The sequence below is a fragment of the Agarivorans sp. Z349TD_8 genome (genome assembly GCF_050870825.2).
Classification (GTDB): domain Bacteria; phylum Pseudomonadota; class Gammaproteobacteria; order Enterobacterales; family Celerinatantimonadaceae; genus Agarivorans.
On the sequence record NZ_CP194037.2, the window covers coordinates 244,837 to 271,659 of the forward strand.

A 26,823-nucleotide genomic window follows, 5' to 3' on the forward strand; every position below is an offset into this window, starting at 1 on the left:
ATGAATTCGATGAATAAAGACATCATCATGAGAGCAGAAAATATCTCGATGGTATTTCCTGGCACCAAGGCCTTAGACCGTGTTTCGTACAATGTATACCGTGGCGCGGTGAACGTGATTATCGGTGAGAATGGTGCTGGTAAGTCCACCTTAATGAAGATACTCGCAGGGGTACAGAAGCAAACCGAAGGGCAAATGTTTATCGCAGATCAGCCGATCGCTTTCGATAGTACTCGTGGTGCGGCTGAACATGGCATTGGTATGGTTCATCAAGAGTTGAACCTTTCAGAAAATCTTACGGTTGCAGAGAATATTTTTCTTGGGCGTGAGAAACAGAAGGGTATTTCTCCCATCGATAATGCGAGTCAATGTGAGCTTGCAGCAAAACTCATGACACGTCTGAAACAAGATATTAATCCGAATGACCTAGTTGCCAACCTTAAAGTGGGTCAAAAGCAGCTGGTTGAAATAGCGAAGGCACTCTCAACTGAAGTGGACATCTTGATCCTCGATGAGCCGACTTCGGCCTTGAGTAAAAAAGAAGTCGACATTCTGTTTGAGGTGATCCGTGACCTTACCGCGCAAGGCGTTTCGATAATTTATATTTCTCACCGTTTAGAAGAGCTGATGGAAATTGGCACTTACATCACGATCTTAAGAGATGGCAAATTCCAAGCCGAAGCCGCGGTTGAAGATATCAGTGTTCCCTGGATTGTGCGTCAAATGTTAGGCAGTGATCCGGTGGTCGATTTTCTTCCGGAAGATAGAGAATTTGGAGTCAAAGTTCTCGAGGCGGAGGGCATTACTTATATCAATGAGTCTGAAGCGAAAGTGGTCAACGATGTGACCTTTTATGTTCGAGAAGGGGAAATTGTTGGTATTTATGGCTTGATGGGGGCAGGGCGAACCGAGTTGTTTGAGTGTTTGGTTGGGAAAGCGACTTACGCTGGCCGTTTTTCTTTAAATGGAAAAATTATTCGAGCCACTACCACCACTCCCGACCGAGTCAAAATGGGCATTGGATTGGTCCCGGAAGATCGCAAACAATCGGGTATTTTCCCGGTTAGTTCGGTGGCCAGTAACTTGACAATTTCAAGCCTTTGGAAGCGTTTAAAGGGGCTCGCTATCTCTGAGCAAGAAGAAGACAAGGCGGTTGCGGAAGCGATCGATAAATTGTCGATTAAAGTTTCTTCACCGAAAGTGGAAATTCAGGCTTTAAGTGGCGGGAATCAACAAAAAGTAGTGATCGGTCGTTCATTGCTCACTGAGCCGAAAGTGCTGCTGCTGGATGAGCCCACTCGAGGTATTGATGTTGGGGCGAAAGCAGATGTGTTTGAAATGATGGTTAAACTTTCCGAGCAAGGGATAGGCGTGTTGTTTTCCACCACCGATCTGAAGGAAATCATGGCGGTTTCGGACAGGATATTGGTGATGTCTAACGGCAAGCTATCAGCAAATGTTTTGCGTAGAGAGACCACCGAAGAAGAATTAGTACTAGCAAGTGCGCAGGGATTTTAATTATGAAAGCCAAAGTAATCGAGGGCATGGCGATGCCAACATCTCAGTTTAATTCAGCAAACATCGGTTTGATGTTATTGAAGTTAAGAACTTTTATAGCATTATTCATTATCTTAGGATTTTTCTCATTTACCGTGGATGGATTCCTTGCTCCGGGTAGTTTAATCATCATGGTTAAACATATCTCGATCAATGCTTTTCTCGCCTTGGGAATTACATTTGTCATCATCACCGCAGGTATCGATCTATCGATCGGTGCAACCCTTGGGTTTTGTGGCATGGTTGCAGGCTTCATGATTTCTAAGGGGATCGTGTTACCCATGTTTGGCATTGCTATATTTCCCAGTGTGTGGGTGATCGTGCCAACTGTAATGGTCGTTGGGGGCCTGATTGGTGCATTGAATGGAGTTCTTATCACGCGTTACAACGTTGCGCCCTTTATCTGTACTTTGGGCACCATGTATGTGATTCGGGGAGCTGCCATGTTGTTGTCTGGGGGAGAGACATTTCCAGGGCTACAGGGGAACGCGTTACTGGGTAATACGGGCTTTGACCAGATTGGTGCGGGTTATTTGTTTGGTATTCCGTATGCCATCTGGATGATGTTTGTGGTTGCGGCAATTATTGCATATGTGGCTAAAAAACTGCCCTTTGGTCGACACGTATATGCGATTGGTGACAATGAGCGGGCGGCTGAGCTTTCCGGAGTGAAAGTGAAAAACGTCAAGATTTGGGTTTACACCATATCCGGTTTGTGTGCGGCGATTGCAGGTATTGTGGTGACATCTCAATTAGTTGCAAGTCATCCTGCAACTGGTACTGCCTTTGAGATGAATGCGATTGCTGCCGTGGTTCTCGGTGGAACTTCTTTAGCCGGGGGACGTGGGACGATTACAGGGACGCTTATTGGTGCCTTTGTTATTGGTATTTTGGCTGATGGCCTAGTCATGATGGGGGTGAGTGAATTCTGGCAAATGGTGATCAAAGGCATCGTCATCATTGTTGCGGTTATTATTGATCAGATGCAAAGCAAGATGCAGTACAAAGCTGCGATTACGTCTCAGAAGTCTGTTGACTAGGTTTATTGTTGGAGAAGCAAAATATCGTCTTGTTCACATTTTGATCTTTTGACGCTATTTTTTTTCTCCCCATGAATATATATTCAGTATTGAATATATTGGAGGTTTGTTATGAATCCTTATCGTTTATCAATTGATGAACTTGCTAAGAAAGCCACCGATATTCGCAAACGAATTGTGGTGCTAAATGCGGAAAGTCCCGCTGGTGGACACACTGGTGCTGACTTATCGCAAGTCGAGCTCGTCACATCTTTATATTTTCGAATTTTAAATTGCTCTCCTGATCGGCTCGATGATCCAGAGCGTGATATTTACATTCAATCGAAAGGCCATGCTGCAGGTGGCTACTACTGCTGTTTATCTGAGGCGGGTTACTTTCCAAGTGATTGGTTAGCGAGCTACCAGCACCCTGATTCCAAATTGCCGGGCCACCCGGTGAAACACAAGACGCCGGGCGTGGAACTTAACACTGGAGCGCTTGGTCATGGTTTACCAGTCGCCGTTGGGCTTGCATTAGCGGCCAAAAAGTCGGGTAGCCAGCGAAAGATTTATGTATTGACTGGGGATGGTGAATTGGCCGAAGGAAGTAATTGGGAAGCGGCTTTAGTGGCAGCCCATTATGGATTGGATAACTTAATTATTATCAATGATAAAAATAAGCTGCAGTTAGCGGGCTTTACCAAAGACATTCTGCAAACCGATCCCTTGGATAAGAAATGGCAAGCCTTTGGAATGCAGGTGAGTGAATGTGAAGGCAATAACATTGCGTCGGTCGTCTCGGCTCTGGAAAGTTTGAAGCCCGAGGGAAAACCGCATGTGGTGATTGCCAATACCATTAAAGGTGCGGGGATCTCGTTTATTGAAGGGCGTCCAGAATGGCATCACCGAGTTCCGAAAGGGGAAGAAGTCACTTTAGCGTTGGAGGAGTTGAATCATGGCTAACGCAGAGCATTTTGCAAATATTATGGTTGAACGTTTTATCGCAGCTGTGAATCGAGGGGTCGATCTTGTGCCGGTGGTTGCCGATTCAACCTCTACCGCGAAGATTGCACCGTTTATTCAGGCTTTTCCTGATCGCCTCGTCAATGTTGGGATCGCCGAGCAAGCCTTGGTGGGAACGGCGGCCGGTTTAGCGCTTGGCGGAAAGGTCGCGGCAACCTGTAATGCGGCGCCATTTCTGATCTCACGTGCGAATGAACAGGTTAAGGTGGACGTTTGTTATAACAATACTAATGTGAAGTTATTTGGTCTTAATTCGGGCGCTAGTTATGGCCCCTTGGCCAGTACTCACCATAGTATCGATGATATTTCGGTGATGCGGGGTTTTGGCAATATTGAGATCTTTGCGCCGGCATCGCCCTTACAGTGTCGTCAAATTATCGATTATGCGATTGAAAAACAAGGCCCTGTTTATATCCGGATGGATGGTAAAGAACTCCCTGAGTTATTTGAGCAAGACTATCAGTTTAAACCGGGACAGATTGATGTATTAGCAACAGGCTCTGACCTGGTATTCGTGGGTATGGGCTCAGCCATGCATGAAGTTGTCGCGGCGGCCGAGCAACTTCGTGAGCAGGGAGTTTCGCCGAAAGTGCTGTGTATCTCTTCGATCCGACCGTGCGATGTTGAGCAGTTAGCCAAGCTTTTGGCAGGTATAAAACATGTGATTAGCGTGGAAGAACATAATGTCAATGGGGGCGTCGGTGCTTTGGTTGCGGAGGTGATTGCTGAATTTGGTACGGCAAGTCGTTTGAAACGGCTTGGGATCCCAGATGGTGGCTATGCCTTAGCGGCCGATCGTAAATCATTACGCGCACATCACGGGATTGATGCCAAGGGCATCGTGAGCCATGCGCTTGAGATGCTCAAGGAGAACTAATATGTCTCAGCCGTTTATCCTCGCCATTGATGAGGGGACCACCAATGCCAAAGCGATTGCCGTGAACCAAAGTGGCGAGGTATTGGCGAAGGGCAGTGTGGGTCTTGAATTGACTCACCCTCATCCGGGCTGGGCGGAGCAAGATCCAGAACAAATTTGGCGGGCAACTGTTGCAGCCATCGAGCAATGCGTGGTGGCGCTTGAGCCTGATTTGCTCGCTGGTATCGCGATCAGTAATCAACGCGAGTCGGTGTTAGTTTGGGATCGTAAAACTGGAGCGGCCTTAACACCGTTGGTGAGTTGGCAGTGCCGTCGCTCGGAAGCAATTTGTGAGCAGGTCGGCCAAAAGCCGGAAGCCCAACAAGTCAAAGCCTTAACCGGATCGGTGATCGATCCGCTTTTTCCTGCATCAAAGATCCGTTGGTTGTTAAATCATATCGACAACGGAACGGAACGGGCATTACGGGGTGAGTTATGTGCCGGAACGGTCGACAGTTGGTTGGTTTGGAAATTGAGTAACGGTAAGCAATTTGTTACCGATGCTTCTAACGCTTCGCGTTACCAATTGTTCAATATTAATCGCTTTGCATGGGATCCCCTATTGTTAGATTTGTACCAGATCCCTGTGCAATGCTTGCCAAAAGTGGTTGCCTCTAGCGGTGAGCGTGGCCTAACACAAGGTTTATCCTTTGTTGCCGATGGTGTGCCTATTTTGGCGCAAGCGGGTGATTCTCATGCGGCTCTGTATGGTCAGGGTGGGTTTAATCCCGGAGTTGTGAAGGCGACTTATGGTACTGGTAGTTCGTTGATGGTGCGCATCGAACAAGCACCTAAACACGATTTTGGCGTGTCGACTACGGTGGCTTGGGATGATGGTAAACCCAGTTTGGCGATGGAAGGAAATATTACCCATACCGGCTCGGCGATTAAGTTCATCTCTAAAATATTGGGGATCTTGGATATCGACACGCTCAGCCAGCTTGCCTGGTCGGTCGAGGATGCAAATGGTGTCTTTTTTGTGCCCGCGTTGGCGGGTTTGGGAGCGCCGCATTGGGACGTGAAGGCGCGAGGTTTAATTACTGGCTTAACCGATGCCGTCACACCCGCACATATTGCCAGAGCAGCTTTCGAATCGGTCGCATACCAAGTGGCTGATTTATTGTTTGCGATGGAAGCTTCTGCCGAAATCTCACTATATGAGCTTTCGGTTGACGGTGGACCTACCCAAAATCGTCAATTGATGCAATTTCAAGCAGATTTACTACAAAAACGGATTGTGAAACGCGATGTTGTTGAAGTTTCAGCTCTTGGCGCGGCTTTTCTTGCGGGTAAAGCTTTAGGCTGGTGGCCAGACGCCGCCAGTCTATCGAAGCTTTTACCAGCGAGTGAAGTCATCACTCCAAATCCAAATATGATCCATATTCACAATAATTATAAGTCGTGGAAGCGAGCGGTTCAGCGAACTCGTTTTCAAGCTAATGACGGAGAGGTCTAGAATGAAAGATACCCAACAACAAACTACCTTAGCGGTTTTATTTGGTAACCGTAATTTCTTCCCAAGTTACCTGCTGGATGATGCCCGCAAAGATACTCAAACGGTGTGTGAAAGCTTAGGTATTAAAACCATTATGTTGTCAGATACCGAAACACCCTATGGAGGGGTGGAGACCTATCAACATGCAAAAATTGCCGCCGAAATGCTCAAACAGCATAAAGATGACATTCAAGGGATCTTAGTTTGCTTGCCAAACTTTGGTGATGAAAAAGCAATTGCCGATGCCATCCGTATATCGGGTGTGAATGTTCCGGTACTAATTCAAGCGGAATCCGATTCGCTAGATAAGATGGGCTTAGCCACCCGTCGTGACAGTTTCTGTGGAAAGATTTCACTGTGCAATAATCTTCGCCAATATGGCATTCCTTTTTCACTGACAACTCAGCACGTATGTGAGTTGAAAAGCGATGTATTTCTACAAGATTTAACTCAATTTGAAAATGTTTGCCGGGTTGTTAGCAAAATGAAAGGTTGCCGTGTGGGGGCGATTGGTGCCAGACCTGCCAGCTTTAATACTGTTCGTTATAGTGAAAAAATTCTTGAGCGTTTGGGCGTTACCGTTGAAACGATTGATTTGTCGGAAATTTTCGCAAGCGTAGACAATGTGCAAGATAACGATTTGCGGATTGCCGAGAAGCTGAGCTTATTGAAGTCGAATGCAGATACCCAAGAGATCGCCGAAGACAAGTTGCTAACAATGGCTAAATTGTTTGTGGTGATTAGCCAGTGGATTGCCGAAAACGACATTCATACCACCGCCATTCAGTGTTGGACCTCGTTGCAGAAAACACTGGGGGTAAATGTTTGTTCGATTATGAGCGTGATGTCTGGCCAGCTGATCCCAAGTGCCTGTGAAGTTGACGTGATGGGAGCGTTGTCGATGTACGCGCTGTCCATGGCTTCGCAAAAACCAGCATCGATAGCTGATTGGAACAATAACTTTGGTGAAGATCGCGATAAGTGTGTGTTATTCCACTGTGGTAACTTCGCGACCTCAGAATTAGACAATCCTTTTATGAGCACCGCCGATATTATTGGCACCACGGTGGGTTGTGGGAATACTTGTGGCGCGATAAATGGCCGGATGAAACCAGGTCCGCTTACTTATTTCCGCCTTTCTACCGATGACTTTACCGGGAAAGTAAAATCTTACGTTGGCGAAGGAAAATTCGTTGATGATGACTTAGATACTGTTGGCTGCCGCGCGGTGGTTCAGGTTAAAGAGCTGGAAACCCTACTCTCGCATATTTGTAATAATGGTTTTGAGCACCATGTTGCAATGAATCACTCGTCAACTGGGGATGTGCTTTATGAAGCATTCACCAAGTACTTGGGGGTTGAATGCTACCAACATAGTTAGTGGTTTGAGATTTCCATCCAAGATAAGTTTTTGAAAGCTTGTTGAGGGCCTTGACCAACTTGCCTCGCAAGTTGGTCTTTTTTAAACATAAGCTTTTCGTGAATTTATATGCAAAATTGAATATAATTGCGGGCAAGTATATCCCGTATATTTGTTGTAAGGATGATTATGTTGAAGAGAGACGAACAGCGATTATTAGTCAAGATTGCCACACTTTATTACAACGAAGGTAAAAAACAGTCTGAGATCGCGAAGAAGCTCGACCTTTCTCAATCATTTGTTTCTCGGGCGCTTTCACGTTGTACCAAAGAAGGCATCGTTAAAATTAGTGTGGTTCAACCTGCCAACGTGTACCTAAATCTAGAAGCTGAATTGCAAAATAAATATTCTTTGATGCAGGCGATTGTGGTGGATGTGGCAGAAAATGCCGATGAGTATATGATTAAACGGGCAATCGGCTCAGCTGCCGCGCACTATATGCAAACCTCTTTACCAGCTAGCTCCTTAGTAGGCGTTTCCGCTTGGAGTGGCACCATTCGAGAAATGGTTGAACAGTTACATCCACTTAATGTGAAAGCAAATGGTGTTGTTCAACTATTGGGAGGGGTTGGAGTAAATGGCAACGCTCAGGCTTCTATGCTTACTCATTCATTAGCCGAACTACTCAATTGTCAGCCTCATTTATTGCCGTCTCAGAGTATCGAAAGAACAGTTAATTATAAAAAAATGCTACTCAATACCGAAGAAGTCAGCTCAGTGGTCAGCCTCTTTAATCAAGTGGATTATGCCTTGGTTGGGATTGGCATGCTGGAGCCATCTCATTTATTAAAGTCTTCTGGTAACTACTATAACCCTGACATGTTGGAAGAGCTCTCTAAACGCGGTGCGGTTGGTGATATTTGCTTGCATTATTTTGATGCTGACGGGAACGCCGTGTTAGCCGAAGATGAAGATCCGGTGATAGGTATGGATCTTAAGTTACTTAGAGACTGTCCTCGGGTGGTTGCCTTAGCTGGTGGTTTAGATAAATTGGCGGCGATTAAAGGCGCACTTACTGGTGGTTATTTAGATATTTTATTTGTAGATGTTCATACCGCAAAGAAATTGATTTAATCCTTTTAGGCTGGCAGCTTTGCTGGTTTCACACCCAGAGTTTGTGAGTTATTGAAAAATATAAACACGCTGTTTCTACTTAGCACATAAATTATCTTTGGCTTATAAAATACGCAGAATGATATCGCTTCAAGCCAGCTGAATGCTGACTAACATGCTAAAACACCAGCAATACTTAAATCGACTGCTAATGTTGCCTGTTGCATCAATAAGCAGTCATCAAGGCTTTGATGAAAAATGAGGATGCCAGCATCTTTATGATGCGTAGTGCATACTTCCCTTAGCAAAATCAGTCTGCTGAGTTCTGCGTAGCCATACTTTTTCGTGGAAGAAGTAAGCCACCGAGTTAATTGTTGGTTCAATCGTCGCCATCAGACCACCAATGAAAGAATCGCCGGTTAATGCATAGGTAACCATAAATGCCACACTGAAGTGAATCATCGCAAAGCTTATCGTTTTCACTTGTGTCATCGATTCATGACGTTTTAGAAATGAGATGTTCTGCCAAGCTTTTTCGTGAGCATAAAAAGCGCAGGTATTAATTGAAGGTTCAATCATGGCAATTAAGCTGCCGAGCAAGAAGTCACCGGTTAAAGTAAAAGCGACCAAGGTTGCAATGGTAAAGTGAATTGCTGCAAAAGTTATTGTCTTGATCATCGTGTTGCCCCTAAGAATTTTCTCTATGTCGATGTGGATATTATTGAGAATTATTCGCATTACTTAAAATGGATAGTTTCGATGAGTACGATAGTTTTGGGCTATCGAAATTAAATAATTGATTGTTTGTCAAGTGAGGTAGGCAAAACTCAAGCTAAATCTGGTGCCGCCAAATGCTGAAGACATGTGTCATCGTTCGAGTAGAAGTACTGCATGATGAACACATCGATGCTGGAGGTAGTTCTGAGTGCTGGATTGAACTCAATGAGTGAAAATCAGACATTCATACGGTGGCTCTGGATGGTTGTCTTCAATTGGGCGGGTTTTAAGCTCTTGGTTATCAGTAATAGAGAATAAGGTGATAGCCTGCTGTTGTTACTCAACTCGGTTCACATAAAAAGATATCTAGACATCCATCCCTAAAAAGATATCTAGACATCCACCCCAAATAGCCAAATGCCAGTAATAATCTAAACTATCAATAGTTGATTTTTTGGAGTTATTGCCATGCCTCGGTCAAGACAGTCGCAAGTGAGCTTATCGGATACACCTTATTATCACTGTGTTTCCCGCTGTGTTCGGCGGGCTTTTTTGTGCGGTAAAGACCAACACACAGGTAAAAGCTATGAGCACCGCCGCCAGTGGGTGGAAGATTATTTGCTGCAACTTACTGCGGTGTTTGCCATTGATGTCTGTGCTTATGCAGTTATGAGTAATCATACCCATGTGGTATTGCACATTGATAAGGCCAAAGCCGAAGCCTGGTCCATGGATGAAGTCTTAGAGCGCTGGCATATTTTGCACCAAGGCACCTTACTGACTCAGATGTATCTCAATTCTGAGTTACGTCCAAAGTTAAGTGAGGTGCAACTACAGGCCATTCACGCCACCGCCGAAGTGTATCGGACTCGGCTCTTTGATTTAAGCTGGTTTATGCGCCATTTAAATGAACATATTGCTCGAGCTGCCAATAAAGAAGACCAATGCACTGGGCGGTTTTGGGAGGGGCGTTTTAAATCTCAAGCGCTTTTAGATGAAGCAGCCCTAGCAGCTTGTATGGCCTATGTGGATTTAAACCCGGTTCGCTCAAATATGGCGAGCACGCCTGAAACCTCAGACCACACCAGTATCAAACAGCGCATTCAGCAAGCCAAACAAGGTCAGCAACCCAAGCCGCTAATGCCCTTTGTCGGTAACCCCAGAGAAACCATGCCCAAAGGTTTACCCTTTGAGCTACGAGACTACCTGCAACTGGTGGAGCTCACCGGCCGCGTTATCAGAGAAGATAAACGCGGTTATATCGATGATGCACAAGCGCCCATTTTACAGCGCTTACAAATCGATGAAGAAAGCTGGTTAGCCTTGAGCACTGGTTTAGAGCATCACTTTGCCAGTGTGGTTGGGGCTGGGCATTCACTAGATCGCTATAAGCGTGAGCACAATCAACAACGAATTAAAGGCATGGCAGCTGCTAAGCGCTGGCTGGATGTTGGCTAATAAACTATGGTCTGATTTTTTGTCGACCGAGTAGGTCTTTAGCAAACTTAGAAACACTGCGTCCACGAGCTTGCTTATTGCGCTATCTCGCCATAAAAACGTCTATTAATGCTACAACTTTTACATTCAGGTCGCTTTCTGTGTATGAGGAGTTGATACTCATCGCATGATGTTGGCGGTTCAATTGAAGCCTTAAGATGGCTGTCTTGAATAACTTTGCTTTGAATAACTTTGCGAAAAGGTGTTATTGTTGGTTTTGTTTTTAGAATGGGTGTTTAGTTTATTCTTTCTGTGTTAGCAACGGGGTAAAAGCTTTCGCCTACGGCGACGTCATTTTTCTTTGGCGAGCAAAGAAAAATGAAGCAAAAAGAAAGCTCGCCCTGCATCTTCTTAAACCCTGCGTTGCGCATTCTCAAGGGCGTTGAAGTAACTCGCTACGCTCAAATAGACTTCAACTTTGCTCCCTTGTTCATTTGCGCTACTCGGCGAAGATGATGGGATTTAAAAGCGTAATCTTGGCTATCGAGAGTGTGAAAGGAATGGGTGTCTAGTTTATTCTAATAGATCAATAAAGCAGGCCTTTCAATGTAGGAAAATAGGATTAGAAGAATGAATAATGAGCTATTTGTCGTTATTAGCGATATACATGCAAAAGAGAATAACTGTGATGAAGTTAATAGACGACTTACTGAACTTAAAGAATGGATAAAAAGAAAATCTATACGTGGTGAATATAGTTCTGTAGCGATACTAGTTGCGGGTGATATTGCCTTTAGTGGATCCTGTGAAGAGTATGATCTAATACGATCGTCTTTCCAATCTCTTTCAGATGAATTAAAAATAATACTAACCCCTGGTAACCATGACCATGACTTTTCCAAATATACAGGCGGAGCTCGTGATGTATTGATAAGTTCAAATGGTGTTACTTTTGATGAATCTGTCTATCAAATTGTAACAGCTGGCCAACAAGACTATTTTGATTTTGAATCTAATATTTGTAATGTTGAGGCTTCTAGCTCAACTCTTCTATCCAAAGAATTTAAAATTAGCAATAACGTATCTATACAAACAATAAATACAGCATGGTGCTCCAAAATTCATGAAAAAGGTGGAGACCTAACTGTCCCCATTGACCAGCTAATCGAACCTTCTGGCAATGAGGAAATCAAGGTTGTGTTCTTTCATCATCCGCTAAGCTGGTTAGAACCAAATAACCATAAGGAGGTTAGAAACTTCCTAAATAGCAATAGAAATATCATTATATCTGGTCATGAACATATTGAAAATAGTTTTAAAGTTGAAACTGATAATAATAAGACACTGATTGTTGAAACTTGTTCATTCCATGATACTAATGTAGAAGATAATGGATTTATTAGCTTTTCTATAGAAAATGAAGATATTTTAATAGAAAAACATATTTGGGAAGATGATCGATTCACTAGTTTAGAGAGTAAGAGAAGAAGCGATATAGTAGATTCTAGTTCTTTGTATTTTAACGGATTCAAAGTAAAAGATAGTTACTATGAAATGTTAGTTGATGTTGGTACAGGCTTCTCTCACCCAGAAAAAGATGAACTTAACATCCATGATATTTTTATATATCAGAATGTTAAAAACCTTGATTCGAACTCTACTACTGTTAAAAGAGAAAGTTCTCAGAATATTCTTTCCCAATATCCTGATAATAATATTGCTCTATCCGGAGAAGAAAGCACAGGTAAAACATCCCTTTTAAAGAAGCTATGCCTTGATACATTAAGTGATGGTAAGTTTTCAGTATTTTTAGATGGGTCAGAAATAAACAAAGCTAATAAGTTTAAAGATAATAAGATTGAGGAATGTATAAAAAAGCAATATGAAGAGTTTAGCTTAGATAGACTATTAGCAACTAGTCAAGATAGATTGATATTTATTGACAATTTCAACTTAATAAAAGGGGATGAAAAATCATTAAGAAACTTAATAGATACATTAAGAAAATATTTTACAAAGATAATATTAACTGTTTCTGATTCATACACTTTAAATCATGACAAAATAAAAGGCGACGATATATTAAGTGATTCCTTTGTAAAGCTGGAAATATTGAAGTTAGGCCATGCTTCTCGTTGGGATCTGATAACAAAATGGAACAACTTAAAAAATGAATGTCGAGAATCAGCTCAAGAGTTAATAATTAAAACTGATCATGCAAATAAAGAAATTAGTCGAGTAATAGGTAAGAATTATATACCTTCAACTCCATTTTATCTTTTAACAATGTTACAATCCATGGATACAAGCATATCAGCTGAATTAAACACAAGCTCTTATGGCCATTATTATCATTATTTAATAACATGTAGTTTAGGTCTTGCAGGTGTAAAGAAAGATAAGCTTGACGGCATATTTACCTATATCACCGAGATGTCGTACTTTTTTTATAAATCAGAGCATCAAGAGTTATCAAAAGATGACTTGTGGGACTTTAACTCTAGAATCAATGATGAGTATACACTTAAAATTGATTGTGGTAGTAGACTTGATCAGCTAGTTGCTGCAAAGATAATCAAAGACAATAATGGTTATTACTCCTTCAGATATCCCTACGTTTACTACTATTTCCTATCAAAATACTTATCTGACAATTTATCTGAGCATGGTATTCAGGATATTGTTTCAAATCTAATATCAGGTTTAGATAAAAGAAAGAATATTAATACATTAATGTTTCTAACTCATCACTCAAAAGACAGCCGTATACTTGATGGTATAGTTAATCATTCTAAAACCATACTCTCAGATTGCAGTACATCTCAACTAGATGAAGATGTTCTTTTTATTAATAATATAGTTGATGAATTAAATCTGGAAGAACTTGTGTTTGTTGAAAGTAGCGTTCAAGAAAATAGAGTTAAGGCTGCTAAAGAAAGAGAAGAGTATGAAGATATCCAAAGTAATCATGAAGAAGAGCTTGATAAGAATAGTCAAGATGAAACCTATAGTAGATCAAAGTCGCCGTTAAACAGCTTATTACATGATTTTAATCTAGCTTTTAAGTCAGTTGACTTAATTGGGCAACTAACCAGAAACTATCATGAGTCTCTAAAAACAGGGCCAAAAATTAATCTCGTAACTGAAGCGATAGAATCTCCATTACGGGCGCTAGAGGCATTCTTAAGAATAATGCGTGATGATCATGAAACACTCATAGATATGCTTAAGAAAAAGATCCAAGAAGAGTTTGAAGTTCCCGAAAAGTCAAAGGGAGATATTGACTTAATCGCTAGACAGCTCGTATTCAACATGGTTAGATTTGTATCATTCTCTATAATAAAAAAAGTATCTTCTGCTATTGGAAGTAGAGATCTTATTCCACTAATTGAAAAGGCTTATAGTAATAAAGATAAATCTAACGCTATAAGGCTGATAGAGCTTTCAGTACAGTTAAATTTAGGCAATCTTGGATCTATTGAAAAAATAAAGAAAATGAGCAAAGATTTCCAAATTAATACCGTATCAGGTCATATTTTAAGGGATTTGATAGCTGAATACTTGTATATGTTTGAAGATAATGAACGCAATAGGAAAGCAGTTTGTTCTGCGGTTAAAATAAACTACATACCAATGCAAAGTTATCAACAACAAAAGTTATTATCAAAAACTTCATAATGAAATTAGCCCGTTATAATAAATTTTGTGACGGGCTATAACGACATAAATTATGTTCGATCCATTGTACAATATAATTTAACTATTAGATCGAAACTTGTTAGCTTTGTTTTCTATTGACCTGACACGGTTGAAAACTGTTCGGACACCAACTCCAAGGGCTTGCGCAACCTCTTTCTGAGAGTTACGTTCCAATATTAGCTCAAGAACTTGCCGCTCTTTCTCGCTCAGTTTATCCAATATAGCCAGAGACAACTGCTCATCTGCAACCTCTTGTTCGACCCTGTAAATAATTCTGTGTAACTGCTTTGGGTTACAAGTAATCAGTAAGTCGGTCTTCAAACATAATCATAAAGCGATTGAGAGCCTGTCGCCAGTTTCTTATTGGCATCGACCAGCGTTTCGATGCATCCATAATTGCAAGATAGACAACTTTCCTCGCTGATTCATCCGTGGGGAATAGCTTACGCTTCTTTGTCGCTTTGCGTATCACACTGTTCAAGGACTCTATCGCATTCGTCGTGTAAATGGCTTTACGAATGTCCTGAGGGTAGCTGAACAATGTATTTAAATTATCCCAATGCGCTGTCCAAGAGCGGCTTATCTGTGGGTATTTATCATCCCACTGGTCACCAAATTGTTCGAGGGCCAGAAGCGCTTCTTCCTCGGTATTCGACTGGTAAATACCTTTGAGATCTGCCGTTACAGCCTTGTAGTCTTTCCAAGGGACATACTTCATTGAATTGCGCACCATGTGGACGATACAGAGCTGTATTTGGGTTTTTGGGAATACGGCGTTAATAGCATCTGGAAAGCCCTTCAAGCCATCAACACAAGCGATAAGAATGTCGTTGATACCTCGAGTCTGGAGTTCAGTGAGAACGCTGAGCCAGAACTTCGCACCTTCCGTTTCAGATATCCACATCCCCAAAAGTTCTTTCTGACCTTCGATATTTACGCCCAGAGCCAAGTAAATCGCCTTATTGACGACCTGTTTGTTTTGGCGGATTTTCACCACGATGCAATCAAGGTAGACGATGGGATAGACTACATCCAGTGGCCGTGATTGCCATTCAACAACCTGCTCTAGAACTGAGTCGGTAACTTTAGATATGAGGCTTGCAGAGACATCAGCATCGTACATTTCTTTGAACGTAGCGACGATTTCACGAGTTGTCATGCCTTTGGCGTAAAGGCTTAATATCTTGTCATCCATCGATTGAAATCGAGTTTGATGCTTACGAACAAGCTTCGGTTCAAACGAGGCATCTCGGTCTCGAGGTACATCCAGTTCAATCTCACCATCGTCGGTGATCAAGGTCTTGGATGAATAACCATTACGACTATTCTTATCGGGCTTTTCAGCGTGTTTCTGATAACCGAGGTGGTCATCAAGCTCAGCATTTAACGCTGTCTCAACAGTCACCTTGGTTAACATTTTACGAAAGTCATCTAGATCTGAAGGGGTCTTGATTGACTTAGCGGCTTCACGAGCAAATGCTTCGAGAGCTTTCTTATCCATGTTGCTTATCCTTAGCCTGTTCAGGCCTAATTATAAGCAATTACACAATTTAATTTACAGGCTCTCTTGTTCGGGTGACTGCCTCAAAATTGCCTCTATAGTCCCAAGTGCTTCTATACTCTCAAACCTTATATTTTGCGAACCCAGACGAGCTTGCTTATTGCGCTATCTCGCCATAAAAACGTCTATTAATGCTACAACTTTTACATTCAGGTCGCTTTCTGTGTATGAGGAGTTGATACTCATCGCATGATGTTGGCGGTTCAATTGAAGCCTTAAGATGGCTGTCTTGAATAACTTTGCGAAAAGGTGTTATTGTTGGTTTTGTTTTTAGAATGGGTGTCTAGTTTATTCGTTTATTCAGTTTTCACGAGGGAAATTATGAATTGTACAAGTTGTAAAAATGGAGCGTTATTTCCGAGTTTTATTGACGGCCAATTTCGTGCACATACGTGCTCAAATTGCGGTGGAAACTGGATTTTAATCGAAGACTACGTTTCATGGAAAGAAAGAAATCAAGACTACAAATTTTCTGAAGATATTTCGATTGAAGAATCTGAAGTAATGGATAACAAAAAAGCTATGTTGTGTCCGTCATCTGGGACAATAATGAGAAAATTTAGAATATCTTCTCAAAATGAACATAAAGTCGATTATAGCTCTGTTGTTGGTGGATTATGGTTAGATAAAGGTGAATGGGAATTATTAAAAAGCGAGGGATTAGCTGGTTGTTTAAATTCAGTAGTAACACAAAGTTGGCAGCGTAATATTCGTCAAGATAGCGCAAAGCAAAATCTTGCAGACATTTATGAATCTAAATTTGGTGTTGAAACTTACTCTAAATTGAAAGAAATGCGTGCTTGGTTAATGTCACAAGAACATAAATCAGATTTAAGAGCTTACCTTTTGGCAGAAGACCCTTATTCCGCAGAGAAGTAGTAAAACAACATAACAAGCCATTGCAGTGCTGGGATTTTTACAGTGGGCTTCTCTCACTGCGTTCGTTATCTTAGCCAACAATAAAAAGTCCCTGAATGGGGTGTTGCATCCAAGATGGCTGTCTTGAATAACTATTGAAGCCTTAAGATGGCTGTCTTGAATAACTTTGCGAAAAGGTGTTATTGTTGGTTTTGTTTTTAGAATGGGTGTCTAGTTTATTACTGCGTTGCGCATTCTCAAGGGCGTTGAAGTAACTCGCTACGCTCAAACAGACTTCAACTTTGCTCCCTTGTTCATTTGCGCTACTCGGCGAAGATGATGGGATTTAAAAGCGTAATCTTGGCTATCGAGAGTGTGAAAGGAATGGGTGTCTAGTTTATTTTCTGTAAAATGAAAGTGCGGTAAGCTTAGCGATACTAGAGCCGACGCGTTATGGCTTTACTGGCCATGAAATGCTTAATGAGGTCGGCATTATTCATATGAATGGACGGATCTACGATCAAGCCAGCGGGCGTTTCTTGCAGGCTGATTTTTACATTCCTCACCCAACGCAACCAACCTCATTCAATCGATACGTATATGCGATGAATAATCCGTTAAATGTTATCGACCCAAATGGGTATTGGGACACTTGGAATGACACTGGGCATAATGGTGACCCTGATGGGCCTCATGCTTCGGGTAATGATGGTTGGAAGGGAGACCCTTACTATTCGGATACTTACAAAGACAAATTTGGTCCCGTAGTCAATACCCAACCGGATGGTACTTACACTAATAATGTAACCACATTTGATGCTGGTACTATGACTGTAGTGAATGAGCTTGGAGAGTTTACCAAGCACGACATAACGGGATTCGAAATTGATAGAAAGTTGAATCGGTCTTCATGCTCTGGCCGCCCCTGTGGGAACCGAGGAGAGCGGCGAGGTGTAAAGATTGGACTTACTTTTAACTACACTAATCCAATGATTGTGGGGGCAGCTACAGTGAATTCTATTGTAGCAAAAGAACCATTGTATCCAGGTGGATATACACTTAGTTTAATGCAAAACCCCGATACGACAGAAGGGTATCTAGCTTTTGGCCCAGATTATGCCTTCGGTATATCTGCTGTAAAAGCCGTAAGTCTTGATGTCATGTATGCAGACGCTGACCCTGACACTGAAGCAACACTGGCGTTAGGAGTAGGAGTGAAAGCTCATTTTCAAAATGATAAGCTGGTAGGTGTTAGTCTCGTTGCAGGTTATGGCTTATCTAAAGTATCTAAGGCACTTACGGGGCAGTCAAAATCAACTTCTATGGAAGTGGGAGTTAGTCCTGAAATGGGGAGGTACGAATGGGGGAGTTAGAATTGAGTGGACTGCTATGCAATCCAATAGTTGAAAAGATTGTAATAGGTGCGTTTATAATCAGCTTTTTTGGTTTGATTATATCTAGCTTTTTTTTACATAAAGGGAGTGAGGATGTAGATAAAAAAACCTGGCTTCGAGACTCATTAGGGGGACTGGAAGTTTTCTTTACCGACCGTTACTTAGCTCCAGAAGCTAAAAAATGGCGAGTGCCGATGATTGTTTGCGTATTCATGATCGCTGCGTGCATCTATTTGTTTAATAAAGCGAGTCCATGTGCAATATGAAAAAATTAATGGAGTCAGAGTCATTTTAAATGCTTTAGCCTCTTTCTTAGGTAAGGCTCTATTTTGTGTACAAGGATGTCCCCGTGAACAAGTGATCCCTAGTACTAAAGCTGGACACAACTTTGTAGTTAATTGGCGTGTGTGGCATAGACTAAGTTACCTGAATGTTTAGCTTCACACGCTCATCGTAACTCATTGTTGTCCAAAAGTGAGTTACAAAACTAAGCCAAAAGATAACACCCTATTGTGGCTAGCTCTTTCGATGAGATTGAATTAGCGTTTCCGGTCGAGCTAATTATTTTTCAAAACGAAGACAATCTATTTTCTATGATTTCAATGTGTTAGAGACTTTTACTAAAAAGATTGTCTTCGTTCTATTCAAATAGTCTTCGTTTTAATTTCATCAATACAACTAACAATCCAGCCCGCAGGCGACGCCGGAGGCCCAGGCCCATTGAAAGTTGTAGCCGCCTAACCAGCCGCTTACGTCCATCACTTCTCCAATAAAATACAAGCCTTTTACTTTCGTTGCTTGCATGGTTTTTGAGCTGAGTTCATTGGTGTCGACGCCGCCGAGGGTCACTTCTGCGGTGCGATAGCCTTCGGTGCCGTTCATGGTGATTTGCCAATCATTGAGTTGTTTGGCAATGCTGTCGCGCTCGCCATGGCCCAATTGATTAAGCGCTTTGGCAAGCTGCGCTTGGTCAAACAAGGCTTCGACTAAACGTTTGGGAAGCCATTGGCTGAGGGTGTTTTTGAGGTTTTGTTTGGGGTGTTGTAACAGCACCTGTTCCAGCAGGGCTAGCGCATCTTGTTTTGGGAGCAGGTTAATGTGGATCGCTTCGCCGGCTTGCCAGTAGTTAGAGATTTGCAGAATCGCGGGGCCAGATAGGCCGCGATGAGTAAATAACAGCGCTTCGCTAAATTGGCTGCCGCAGGCGGCGGTGATACAGCAGGGGACGGCGATCCCGGAGAGCGCTTCAAAACGTTGTTTTTGTTCGCTATGCCAGGTGAATGGCACTAGGCCTGCGCGGGTTGGCAATAGTTTGAGGCCAAATTGTTCGGCAATTTTGTAACCAAAGGGGCTGGCGCCAAGTTTGGGCATGGATAAACCACCAGTTGCGATGACCAGTGAGCTGGCTTGATAAGATTGGCCAGCGGCTTGGACTTCGAAGCTTTGTTCATCGAGCTGTTGAATACTGCTGATTTCGCTGCGCAAGCGGATGTTCACAGCTGCCCAGTCACATTCGGTGAGCAGCATGTCGACGATCTGTTTGGCGTTGTCGTTGCAAAACAGCTGCCCGTGGTCGCGCTGGTGGTATTCGATGCCGTGGTGCTCGACCAATTCGATGAAGTTGCTTGAGGGATAGCGAGCTAAAGCTGATTTTACAAAATGCGGATTACTACACAGATAGTTGTTGGGGGCCACATTGATATTGGTGAAGTTACAGCGTCCCCCGCCACTGATGAGTATTTTGCGGCCAGCTTTTTTGGCGTTATCCAGCACCAGCACTGAGCGCCCGCGATAACCTGCGGTGGCGGCGCACATTAAACCCGCGGCGCCGGCGCCAATAATAATTACATCGAATGTTTGTATCATGCCTGCCCCCAAAAAATCAGCGGCATTGTACCGCTAGCGCTGCTCCGGCGCTAGCGGGGATGTTGCGCTTATTTTAAGGCGCGCCCAACGTCTTGGCTAAACGGCTCAGCAAGGAAGGTGATGCCCGCTAAGGGTGCCGGGTTTGGCGCATCGGGCTGAATGCTCGGGTTTACCGGATAACTTAAACCGTCGAAACGCAGCAGCCGAAGCCCCGGGATCGCGCCGCCGCCAGAAACTTCCAGCAGTAGATCTTGCCAGCGGGCGTTACTGCTGGAAGCAAGATAGAAGGGGGGGCGCACCAGCGTGGTTTTACTGAGGAAGCGATAGCCGCTGTCTTTAGCTTCAAAAATTAATAAGCTGCAGCCGCCGCTGCCACACCAGTCCAGATAAGTGATTATTTCATCTTGACCATCCCCGTTGAGATCAAATTTCCACCATTGGTAGCGGGTGCCATTTAGCGCGGTGCGGTGTAGCTTGAAGTATTGTTTAAGCGCGCCTTCAACTTGTGGATGGTAGTCGCTGCTGGCGAGCAGGCTGGCTGGCTCGAAACTACGTTGGATATGGCTTGGCTCACTGGGGCTTGTTGCCGGTGCTGGGCCATTCATTTTCATCATATTTAACCCCAGTTTGCCCTGCTGCTGTTGCTCGGGGTCACGCAGTCGCAGCAACATACCGTCCCAATCAAAATACATCTGGCTGTTTACCGGTTGGTTTTGGCTTTGGCTCAGGGTAAGTAGCAGGCTAGTTTGATCAAGCGGTTGCCAGTAGCCTTTTTCAATAAAGCTTTTGTCTTGAGCGAGATAGTTATTTTGTAATTCAGCACTTAAATCTTGGTTGAGAGTGAGATTGACCATTCGGCCACTGCCTGATGCGGTGGCGAGTTTGGCTTGGTAGTTGCCGCTAAGTGGTTCAATATTTTGTTGAAAGGGGCGACGGGCGCAGCCCTGATAGCGAAGCCCTTGGTAGAGTAGCTCGGCGTGATAGGCATAAACGGTATCGGCCATGCTGTCGAAACACTGTTCGGCCTTTACCGCGAGTCGCAGCTGGTCAGCAGATTGCCAAAACTGAGTGCCTTGATCCACACCGCTACGGTAAATTGGGTGGCTGCTCGTACCGGCGAGAGTACTCAGTTGCAGTTTGCCTTCGTTGATGTCGATTCGCCAGCTGGGTTCGTTTCCCATAGCGTGAAGCGCTGGGGTTTTGGCTTCACATCCGGGGCCTTCGCTGGCCAGATACTGCCAGCTTTGTGGGCTGATCTTGGCCCGATAATCCGCTTCAGGCGCCTGCATACCCACGTTGTTGAAACGACCGTCAAATTCTACGTAGACTTGGCTGTGGTTGGCAAAACGGCTGAGCAGTTGCCGGTCATCGCTGGATAAATCGAGCCAATAAGCTTGCTCTCCTTGGCAGGGAGTGAATATTGTGGCCTCGGGTGAGTTGACTAACCAGCCCTTTAATCGGGTGTTTGGTTGATGAGGACTCGGTGGTGCCTCGGATGGTTTGCGTGGCTGAGTGGGGGGCGGTGTTGGGGCGCAGGCTACCAAGCCGATACTCGCGAGGGACGCGATGCAAAGTCGTTTGATTAGCCTCATCGTGATTTCCTTTTATTTATAGCTTAAATGTACCGATTAAAAATTCCGCCACACCATTTTCTTTATTGCTAAGTGTTTGTTCTAAGTGAGGTAATGTCAACTTTAAACGGTCGTGTGCGTTGGCCATGATTACCCCTTTGCCGACCAAAGAGAGCATTTCTTTGTCGTTAAGGCCATCACCAAAGGCAATACAGTGCTCTGGTGCGATGGATTTTTGCTCTAATACCGCTTGTAAGGCTGCGCCTTTGTTGGCCTTGGCTGTCATTACCTCAAGGCAGTCGGGTAGTGAGAAGGTAATATTGAGGCTGTCACCAAATTCATCGACCAGTTCCTTTTCGAGCTGTTGTAGTAATTCATGTTCTGCAACAAAAAATAGCTTACAGATATGCTGATGATCTATCCGATCGAAGTCGGTCAACTGATAGTTAAAACCAGAGTGCTTGTTGAAGGAGCGGACGTATTCATTGTTTTCTTCAACGTACCAGTTGTCTTCGTGGTAAATATTTCGATGAAGTGGGTATTTTGCCGATAGCTCCAGAATACGAGTGATTTCAGCGGAACTCAGATCTGCACGATACAGAACTTCGCCGGCTTTATTGTGGACGCGGGCACCATTGGAGGTAATTAAATACATTGGAAAGTCGAATTGATCGGCGATTGGTCGCACATCGTTGTAGTGGCGTCCGGTGGCAATTAAAAACTTAATATTTTGCTCATAGAGGCGAGCAATGGTTTGTTGGGTATGTTCTGAAATTTGATGCTCTGCATTGAGCAAAGTGCCGTCAAGATCGGTTGCGATTAATTGGTACATATCGATTACTCCTCGGTGAAACTGCGACCGGTGGCTTTAGCCTCTGCTGAGACTGGTTTGATGAGCTTAAGCTCGGTGTTGTTCAAAAAAAATGAGAATGCTCGCCAAGGCTGGGTTGCGGATCTCATCACTCTCGAAAAAAATCTCATGTTTGGCCCCTATCACGGGCATCAATTGAGCGTTACTTGATTTACCTGCTGAGGCAGTCAACCTATGGAAAAAGGCATTTTGCCCTTCTGCTGTGACAATAGGATCTTGCTCCGCTTGTAATAATAATAGCGGAATATTGATGTGAGCAGCGTCTTCAATGCTCAGTTGCATGGCTTGAAAACTTTGTTGTAACCAGCGGTTACTTGGGCCGCCGAGTTGGATCGCTGGGTGCTCGACATAAGTTTGCAGGATTTGTTGATAGCGAGCCGGGCTATGGCTCAGATGATTGCGACTAAACTCACTTGGCCGATAGTCGCCTTGACCCAAAGCATAATGAGGTCCATAGCCGAACTGCCGCTCTAAGTGCGCCAGACCTGCGGCTAGCGTCTTCACGATAGGTTTAGGGAGCAGCCCCAAATTAATCCCGAACATGGGGGCCGACAGCGCCACGGCCTGAAAGTGATTTGGATGCTGCTGTAGGTAGCGAGCGGCGATGGTGCCACCCATCGAATGGGCTAATAAAAAATGCTGTTGGTATTGGCAGGGCAAGACAAACTGCTGCACCAGTTGCTGGAGATCATCAACAAAGTATTGAAAATTTTCGACATCCCCAAGTTGCCGGCGAGGGCTTTCTCGATCTGATAAGCCTTGGCCGCGATGGTCAATGATGAAAATATCGTAACCTTGCTGAGCGAGATCGTAGCCTAATTCGTAATACTTGAGGTAGCCTTCGGTACGACCCGGAGAGATCACAATGGCTTGATGTTTAGGCTGAGCGGCGTTTAATTTGGCGAAGTGAATACGCAGGTCATTCACCCCAGAAAAGCTGGATAGTTCGGCATATTGTTGCCAGTAGGGCAGGATGAGCTGCTGATATTGCCTCTCGAGTTGATTTTCCTGACCGAGCAGATAAGGCGGTGTACGCATCATTCAACCTCGAATGTGTCGCTATGAATAGCTATGGAGTTGCGCATTATCTCAGCGAATGAACATAGTCACAATTGGCAAATTAAGGCGTTTGCTTGGTCGAGTCGAGAATTTTGCTTACAGGTGCTTTATTTAATCGCCGAAACCGGCCCGGGCGAGGGTGACTAACATTGGAATAAGCAGTAATACGCCGAGCTCTAAACGAATTAACCAAATCACCGAAGCGTGTTGGCGATAGCTAATCATGGACGGTTTGCCTTGTTTTAAGGCTCGTCGCCAGCGATAAAAGGTAGCCGATGGATACAGCGAGAGTAGAACGACAACGAAAAATAGCAGCATTTTTAGTGCAAAAAAAGGATTGTCGAGATAACTTTTGTCGGTGCTTTGAAATACAGATAATCGTAATGCACCGGTAATGAAGATTAATACGGTGGCGATGGCATGGGTGGCATCGGCCAACAGTAGCTTCTTGACATCGTCCTGAGTCATGCCTCGGCGAAAAAGAAAGGCTTCTGAGTACAATGCGCCCGCCAGCAACACAATTGCCGTGACATGCAACCCTGCATTTATGGCCTCAATTAAACTCATCGTTCAGTATCCAAGAAAATTTGTTGTTCTAGAAAACGCTATCAGCGCAGCAGGATAGTACTGCAAAACCATCCTTGATGCTATACCCTAACAGGCCTAAGTACTTGAGGTCTAGGGTATATAAGGACGCATTAATGAAAGCAAAGCTATCGGCATATGGTTTGTTGTTGTTACCGCCATTATTTTGGGCCGGTAATTTTGTCACCGGTCGCTATATTGCGGGGCAAATACCGCCAATGTCATTATCTTATTGGCGTTGGACGATAGCCTCGCTGTTGGTCTTGCCTTTTCTTTATCGGAGTCTGTGGCAACAGCGGCGAGTGATTCAACGCTATTGGTTGCGCATTAGCTTACTCGCTTGTTTAGGCGTAGCTGGCTTTAATTCCTGTGTTTACATTGGTTTGCAGAGTACAACCGCGACCAATGCTTTGATTATTAATTCGATGATCCCGATCTTTATTTTGCTGGTGAGCTGCTTAGGCTTCGGTCAGCGAATGGGAATGAAACAGATCCTCGGTATTATATTGTCGTTTTGCGGGGTATTGGCCTTGTTGGTAAAAGGGCAATGGCAGTCACTGGCAAGCCTAAGCATCAATCGCGGCGACAGTTGGATCCTGTTATCGGCAGTTATTTGGGCGTTGTACTCCATTGGTTTACGTTTTAAACCGTCCCAGCTAAGCGGTTCCGCCTTTCTTGGTTCAACCTTGGTGATAGGATCACTGGTATTAAGCCCATTTTATTGGCTTAATTTGCCGCAAGCGGCTTTTTCTTTGAATCACGATAGTATGGTCGCCTTGGCCTATGTGGCGGTTTTCCCATCGTTATTGGCTTATCAAAGTTGGAATTATGGCGTGAAAGTTGTTGGCGCAAGTGTTGCTGGTCAATACATTCATTTGATGCCTTTGTTTGGCGCGATCCTCAGCGTTTCATTGTTAGGTGAGCAATTAGCGGTTTATCATCTGATTGGTGCCTCGTTTATTGCTGCTGGCTTATTGGTGGCCCTGCTTCCCGTGGGTTTGCTGCGCCGACGTTTTGTTGGTTCGTCTATTGAGGCGGAGGGCGCAGAGTCGAAGCATGTTGGCTGAATACTCGCGCTAAGCTGCTTGGTTCATTCAATAGTTTTTTCCTATCAAATAAATCAATGCAATCGAATTTAAGTATGGGCTAATTCGACTTAAGCTAGTCCTATGATTTTCTTGAGAGCATGATGATGTACCCAGCGACTAATTGTTTCGGCCCATGCCAGCAGACCCCAATTGTTGAAAACACAGCTTTAGTCGCCGAAGGGGGCGGACAACGCGGTATTTTTACTGCCGGTGTGCTCGATAGCTGGATGAGCTTGGGGTTCAACCCGTTTCAGTTACTGATTGGCACCTCTGCCGGTGCACAAAACTTATCTAGTTATATGAGTTGTCAGCATGGCTTCGCCCAAAAATCAATTACCGAGACCTCTCGCCATGCACGATTTTTCAAGTTAAGCCGTTCGCTTACCGGGCGAAGCATCATCGATTTGGATTGGTACTTTGAACAGGTGAATCGGCCAGCCGATCCCTTAAATGTGAACAGTGCGGCGTCTTTGTTACGGTATCGCCGTTTATTGTTTGCCACGACCAATACTCGCAACAAGGCGGCACATTATTTTAGCCCTAGTCGGGACAATTGGTTGCATCTGCTAAAAGCCTCAAGTGCCTTACCATATTTATACAAGGGGGGCGTTGAGATTGAGGGGGAGCACTACGTTGATGGTGGCTTGGCTGCTCCGATCCCTGTGGAAGAAGCTTATCGGCGGGGGGCAAAAACGATTGTGGTGATTCGAACCAAGCAACAGGATTATGTGGCTGAATCCCCTTGGAGCCAACGTTTAAAAACCTGGGTTTGCCAATCGGGAGAATGTCCGAAAGCGCTCGATTATCAGTTGATACATGAACAGGCTTACCAACAGTCTTTGGATTTTATGCATCAACCTCCAGAAGATGCGCAAGTGTTTCAAATTCATCCCAGTCAGGCTTTATCGAGTAAGTTACTCGGCAGTAAAACCTCTGCCCTAGAGCAAGACTATCAACTAGGTCTTGAGGCCGGTTTTCGCTTTGTTGAACAGTTCGAGCAGACGACGCCGTTGGGAACTCCGTTGGCTTAAGCTTATTATGGATCGCTGAGCTCTGAAGGTTTTGTTTCGAAACTAACCAATCGGCTGCCTTGAACCGTAAGTTGACCTTCGAGGCCCTCGCTAAATTGCTCAAACTGGTTTTTCTTTAGTTGAAAGCGCCGAGATTCACCGCCGGTTAAGGGGGTGAATTCAACAAAGTAACGATAGCTGTCGGGCATGCTGTCACGTGATTTGCCAACTGGCTTGATGGTTTGTCGTTGATGCGAAGTGACCCGAACGTCTAAGCGATGTAGGGGTTGTTGGTTATCCCAGCGACGTTGTTGAATATGACGCCAAGCTTGGTATAAACCAAGGCCAACAATTATCGCCATCCCTGCCGCCCACCACCAAGGCATTAGCGCTTGCTCCGATGGGACTGAATGAAGTGATGAATGGTATGCATGGGTCCTTGGCTCCTGGGGTTTGAAGTGACTATTTATTGGTTTTGGCCTTTATCTGAGACCCTAACCAGTTATCATCATAGCTTGCTATGGAGTCAAGTTTATACTTTTTCCGTTGTATTTGAGTGTTAATACGCCATCGTAGATTTGTTTAGCGACTCGTTATTGGCGATAAAAGCGCTTAGTATAAAGT

The 26,823-nt window shown here is 44.1% G+C and carries 23 protein-coding genes; 14 read left to right on the forward strand and 9 right to left on the reverse strand.

Annotated features, from left to right (window positions below; all coding sequences use genetic code 11):
* The 7 genes from ACRRS1_RS01050 to ACRRS1_RS01080 all read left to right on the forward strand — a co-directional run bounded on the left by ACRRS1_RS01050 (position 1) and on the right by ACRRS1_RS01080 (position 8,504).
* Complete coding sequence (locus tag ACRRS1_RS01050; RefSeq protein ID WP_432455048.1) at positions 1-1,518, forward strand: sugar ABC transporter ATP-binding protein; 1,518 nt, start codon at positions 1-3, stop codon at positions 1,516-1,518.
* Between the two features lie 2 nt (positions 1,519-1,520).
* Positions 1,521-2,597: an ABC transporter permease gene (locus ACRRS1_RS01055; RefSeq protein WP_432455047.1), complete on the forward strand. Its 1,077-nt coding sequence runs from the start codon at positions 1,521-1,523 to the stop codon at positions 2,595-2,597.
* 111 nt (positions 2,598-2,708) lie between these two features.
* On the forward strand, positions 2,709-3,539 hold the full coding sequence (locus ACRRS1_RS01060) for a transketolase (protein ID WP_432455046.1): 831 nt from the start codon (positions 2,709-2,711) through the stop codon (positions 3,537-3,539).
* Positions 3,532-4,476 (forward strand): transketolase family protein, encoded by a 945-nt coding sequence (locus ACRRS1_RS01065; protein ID WP_432455045.1) that lies wholly within the window; start codon positions 3,532-3,534, stop codon positions 4,474-4,476. Before ACRRS1_RS01060 ends, ACRRS1_RS01065 begins: the two co-directional genes overlap by 8 nt.
* A 1-nt stretch (position 4,477) precedes the next feature.
* Complete coding sequence (locus tag ACRRS1_RS01070) at positions 4,478-5,971, forward strand: FGGY family carbohydrate kinase (RefSeq protein WP_432455044.1); 1,494 nt, start codon at positions 4,478-4,480, stop codon at positions 5,969-5,971.
* A 1-nt stretch (position 5,972) separates the two neighbouring features.
* Positions 5,973-7,391 (forward strand): L-fucose/L-arabinose isomerase family protein, encoded by a 1,419-nt coding sequence (locus ACRRS1_RS01075; protein ID WP_432468569.1) that lies wholly within the window; start codon positions 5,973-5,975, stop codon positions 7,389-7,391.
* 168 nt (positions 7,392-7,559) lie between these two features.
* The gene (locus ACRRS1_RS01080; RefSeq protein ID WP_432455042.1) at positions 7,560-8,504 is read left to right on the forward strand and encodes a sugar-binding transcriptional regulator; all 945 of its coding nucleotides are present in this window, start codon (positions 7,560-7,562) and stop codon (positions 8,502-8,504) included.
* Positions 8,505-8,759: 255 nt separating this feature from the next.
* Here the strand turns inward: ACRRS1_RS01080 and ACRRS1_RS01085 are convergent, their stop codons facing one another.
* On the reverse strand, positions 8,760-9,161 hold the full coding sequence (locus ACRRS1_RS01085) for a DUF2061 domain-containing protein (RefSeq protein WP_432468568.1): 402 nt from the start codon (positions 9,159-9,161) through the stop codon (positions 8,760-8,762).
* A 507-nt stretch (positions 9,162-9,668) separates the two neighbouring features.
* Between ACRRS1_RS01085 and ACRRS1_RS01090 the strand changes: the two genes are divergently transcribed.
* Together ACRRS1_RS01090 and ACRRS1_RS01095 are read left to right on the forward strand one after the other, a co-directional pair.
* Positions 9,669-10,658, forward strand: a complete 990-nt coding sequence (locus tag ACRRS1_RS01090) for a transposase (protein ID WP_432468567.1) — start codon at positions 9,669-9,671, stop codon at positions 10,656-10,658.
* A gap of 609 nt (positions 10,659-11,267) precedes the next feature.
* Complete coding sequence (locus ACRRS1_RS01095) at positions 11,268-14,315, forward strand: STAND family AAA ATPase (protein ID WP_432468566.1); 3,048 nt, start codon at positions 11,268-11,270, stop codon at positions 14,313-14,315.
* A gap of 78 nt (positions 14,316-14,393) precedes the next feature.
* Here the strand turns inward: ACRRS1_RS01095 and ACRRS1_RS01100 are convergent, their stop codons facing one another.
* Together ACRRS1_RS01100 and ACRRS1_RS01105 are read right to left on the reverse strand one after the other, a co-directional pair.
* On the reverse strand, positions 14,394-14,657 hold the full coding sequence (locus ACRRS1_RS01100) for a sigma factor-like helix-turn-helix DNA-binding protein (RefSeq protein ID WP_439036001.1): 264 nt from the start codon (positions 14,655-14,657) through the stop codon (positions 14,394-14,396).
* The gene (locus ACRRS1_RS01105) at positions 14,629-15,837 is read right to left on the reverse strand and encodes an IS256 family transposase (protein ID WP_432467449.1); all 1,209 of its coding nucleotides are present in this window, start codon (positions 15,835-15,837) and stop codon (positions 14,629-14,631) included. Before ACRRS1_RS01105 ends, ACRRS1_RS01100 begins: the two co-directional genes overlap by 29 nt.
* A gap of 381 nt (positions 15,838-16,218) precedes the next feature.
* Here ACRRS1_RS01105 and ACRRS1_RS01110 point away from each other — a divergent pair, with 381 nt between their 5' ends.
* The 3 genes from ACRRS1_RS01110 (at position 16,219) to ACRRS1_RS01120 (ending at position 18,415) form a co-directional block, all read left to right on the forward strand.
* Positions 16,219-16,776 (forward strand): zf-TFIIB domain-containing protein, encoded by a 558-nt coding sequence (locus tag ACRRS1_RS01110; RefSeq protein WP_432464197.1) that lies wholly within the window; start codon positions 16,219-16,221, stop codon positions 16,774-16,776.
* A 452-nt stretch (positions 16,777-17,228) separates the two neighbouring features.
* On the forward strand, positions 17,229-18,128 hold the full coding sequence (locus ACRRS1_RS01115; RefSeq protein WP_439033342.1) for an RHS repeat-associated core domain-containing protein: 900 nt from the start codon (positions 17,229-17,231) through the stop codon (positions 18,126-18,128).
* Positions 18,116-18,415, forward strand: coding sequence for a hypothetical protein (locus ACRRS1_RS01120; RefSeq protein WP_432464198.1), 300 nt, complete (start codon positions 18,116-18,118; stop codon positions 18,413-18,415). The genes ACRRS1_RS01115 and ACRRS1_RS01120 overlap by 13 nt, the downstream gene beginning before the upstream one ends.
* A 412-nt stretch (positions 18,416-18,827) precedes the next feature.
* On the opposite strand, the gene ACRRS1_RS01125 is transcribed toward ACRRS1_RS01120, so the two are convergent.
* The 5 genes from ACRRS1_RS01125 to ACRRS1_RS01145 all read right to left on the reverse strand — a co-directional run bounded on the left by ACRRS1_RS01125 (position 18,828) and on the right by ACRRS1_RS01145 (position 24,083).
* On the reverse strand, positions 18,828-20,012 hold the full coding sequence (locus tag ACRRS1_RS01125; protein ID WP_432468960.1) for an NAD(P)/FAD-dependent oxidoreductase: 1,185 nt from the start codon (positions 20,010-20,012) through the stop codon (positions 18,828-18,830).
* A 71-nt stretch (positions 20,013-20,083) separates the two neighbouring features.
* A complete protein-coding gene (locus ACRRS1_RS01130; protein WP_432468564.1) occupies positions 20,084-21,607 on the reverse strand; it encodes a copper resistance protein NlpE N-terminal domain-containing protein in 1,524 nt (507 codons plus the stop codon).
* Positions 21,608-21,623: 16 nt separating this feature from the next.
* Entirely contained in the window at positions 21,624-22,418 is a 795-nt protein-coding gene (locus tag ACRRS1_RS01135; protein ID WP_432455031.1) for an HAD family hydrolase, read from the reverse strand.
* 66 nt (positions 22,419-22,484) lie between these two features.
* Positions 22,485-23,498: an alpha/beta fold hydrolase gene (locus tag ACRRS1_RS01140; RefSeq protein WP_432455030.1), complete on the reverse strand. Its 1,014-nt coding sequence runs from the start codon at positions 23,496-23,498 to the stop codon at positions 22,485-22,487.
* Between the two features lie 129 nt (positions 23,499-23,627).
* On the reverse strand, positions 23,628-24,083 hold the full coding sequence (locus tag ACRRS1_RS01145; RefSeq protein ID WP_432455029.1) for a DUF2214 family protein: 456 nt from the start codon (positions 24,081-24,083) through the stop codon (positions 23,628-23,630).
* A gap of 134 nt (positions 24,084-24,217) precedes the next feature.
* Here ACRRS1_RS01145 and ACRRS1_RS01150 point away from each other — a divergent pair, with 134 nt between their 5' ends.
* A complete protein-coding gene (locus ACRRS1_RS01150) occupies positions 24,218-25,168 on the forward strand; it encodes a DMT family transporter (protein ID WP_432455028.1) in 951 nt (316 codons plus the stop codon).
* Positions 25,169-25,287: 119 nt separating this feature from the next.
* Positions 25,288-26,220: a patatin-like phospholipase family protein gene (locus ACRRS1_RS01155; RefSeq protein ID WP_432468563.1), complete on the forward strand. Its 933-nt coding sequence runs from the start codon at positions 25,288-25,290 to the stop codon at positions 26,218-26,220.
* Between the two features lie 5 nt (positions 26,221-26,225).
* Here ACRRS1_RS01155 and ACRRS1_RS01160 read toward each other — a convergent pair whose 3' ends face one another.
* Positions 26,226-26,585 (reverse strand): DUF2500 family protein, encoded by a 360-nt coding sequence (locus tag ACRRS1_RS01160; RefSeq protein WP_432468561.1) that lies wholly within the window; start codon positions 26,583-26,585, stop codon positions 26,226-26,228.
* Between the last annotated feature and the right edge of the window lie 238 nt (positions 26,586-26,823).

Excerpts from the sequence above, each read along its gene's own strand:
- ACRRS1_RS01135 (WP_432455031.1), bottom strand. The coding sequence starts at position 22,418 with ATGTACCAATTAATCGCAACCGATCTTGACGGCACTTTGCTCAATGCA.
- ACRRS1_RS01155 (WP_432468563.1), top strand. The coding sequence starts at position 25,288 with ATGATGATGTACCCAGCGACTAATTGTTTCGGCCCATGCCAGCAGACC.
- ACRRS1_RS01050 (WP_432455048.1), top strand. The coding sequence starts at position 1 with ATGAATTCGATGAATAAAGACATCATCATGAGAGCAGAAAATATCTCG.
- ACRRS1_RS01110 (WP_432464197.1), top strand. The coding sequence starts at position 16,219 with ATGAATTGTACAAGTTGTAAAAATGGAGCGTTATTTCCGAGTTTTATT.
- ACRRS1_RS01095 (WP_432468566.1), top strand. The coding sequence starts at position 11,268 with ATGAATAATGAGCTATTTGTCGTTATTAGCGATATACATGCAAAAGAG.
- ACRRS1_RS01075 (WP_432468569.1), top strand. The coding sequence starts at position 5,973 with ATGAAAGATACCCAACAACAAACTACCTTAGCGGTTTTATTTGGTAAC.
- ACRRS1_RS01140 (WP_432455030.1), bottom strand. The coding sequence starts at position 23,498 with ATGATGCGTACACCGCCTTATCTGCTCGGTCAGGAAAATCAACTCGAG.
- ACRRS1_RS01080 (WP_432455042.1), top strand. The coding sequence starts at position 7,560 with ATGTTGAAGAGAGACGAACAGCGATTATTAGTCAAGATTGCCACACTT.
- ACRRS1_RS01120 (WP_432464198.1), top strand. The coding sequence starts at position 18,116 with ATGGGGGAGTTAGAATTGAGTGGACTGCTATGCAATCCAATAGTTGAA.
- ACRRS1_RS01160 (WP_432468561.1), bottom strand. The coding sequence starts at position 26,585 with ATGCCTTGGTGGTGGGCGGCAGGGATGGCGATAATTGTTGGCCTTGGT.
- ACRRS1_RS01145 (WP_432455029.1), bottom strand. The coding sequence starts at position 24,083 with ATGAGTTTAATTGAGGCCATAAATGCAGGGTTGCATGTCACGGCAATT.
- ACRRS1_RS01105 (WP_432467449.1), bottom strand. The coding sequence starts at position 15,837 with ATGGATAAGAAAGCTCTCGAAGCATTTGCTCGTGAAGCCGCTAAGTCA.
- ACRRS1_RS01150 (WP_432455028.1), top strand. The coding sequence starts at position 24,218 with ATGAAAGCAAAGCTATCGGCATATGGTTTGTTGTTGTTACCGCCATTA.
- ACRRS1_RS01065 (WP_432455045.1), top strand. The coding sequence starts at position 3,532 with ATGGCTAACGCAGAGCATTTTGCAAATATTATGGTTGAACGTTTTATC.
- ACRRS1_RS01060 (WP_432455046.1), top strand. The coding sequence starts at position 2,709 with ATGAATCCTTATCGTTTATCAATTGATGAACTTGCTAAGAAAGCCACC.
- ACRRS1_RS01090 (WP_432468567.1), top strand. The coding sequence starts at position 9,669 with ATGCCTCGGTCAAGACAGTCGCAAGTGAGCTTATCGGATACACCTTAT.
- ACRRS1_RS01085 (WP_432468568.1), bottom strand. The coding sequence starts at position 9,161 with ATGATCAAGACAATAACTTTTGCAGCAATTCACTTTACCATTGCAACC.
- ACRRS1_RS01055 (WP_432455047.1), top strand. The coding sequence starts at position 1,521 with ATGAAAGCCAAAGTAATCGAGGGCATGGCGATGCCAACATCTCAGTTT.
- ACRRS1_RS01070 (WP_432455044.1), top strand. The coding sequence starts at position 4,478 with ATGTCTCAGCCGTTTATCCTCGCCATTGATGAGGGGACCACCAATGCC.
- ACRRS1_RS01115 (WP_439033342.1), top strand. The coding sequence starts at position 17,229 with ATGCTTAATGAGGTCGGCATTATTCATATGAATGGACGGATCTACGAT.
- ACRRS1_RS01130 (WP_432468564.1), bottom strand. The coding sequence starts at position 21,607 with ATGAGGCTAATCAAACGACTTTGCATCGCGTCCCTCGCGAGTATCGGC.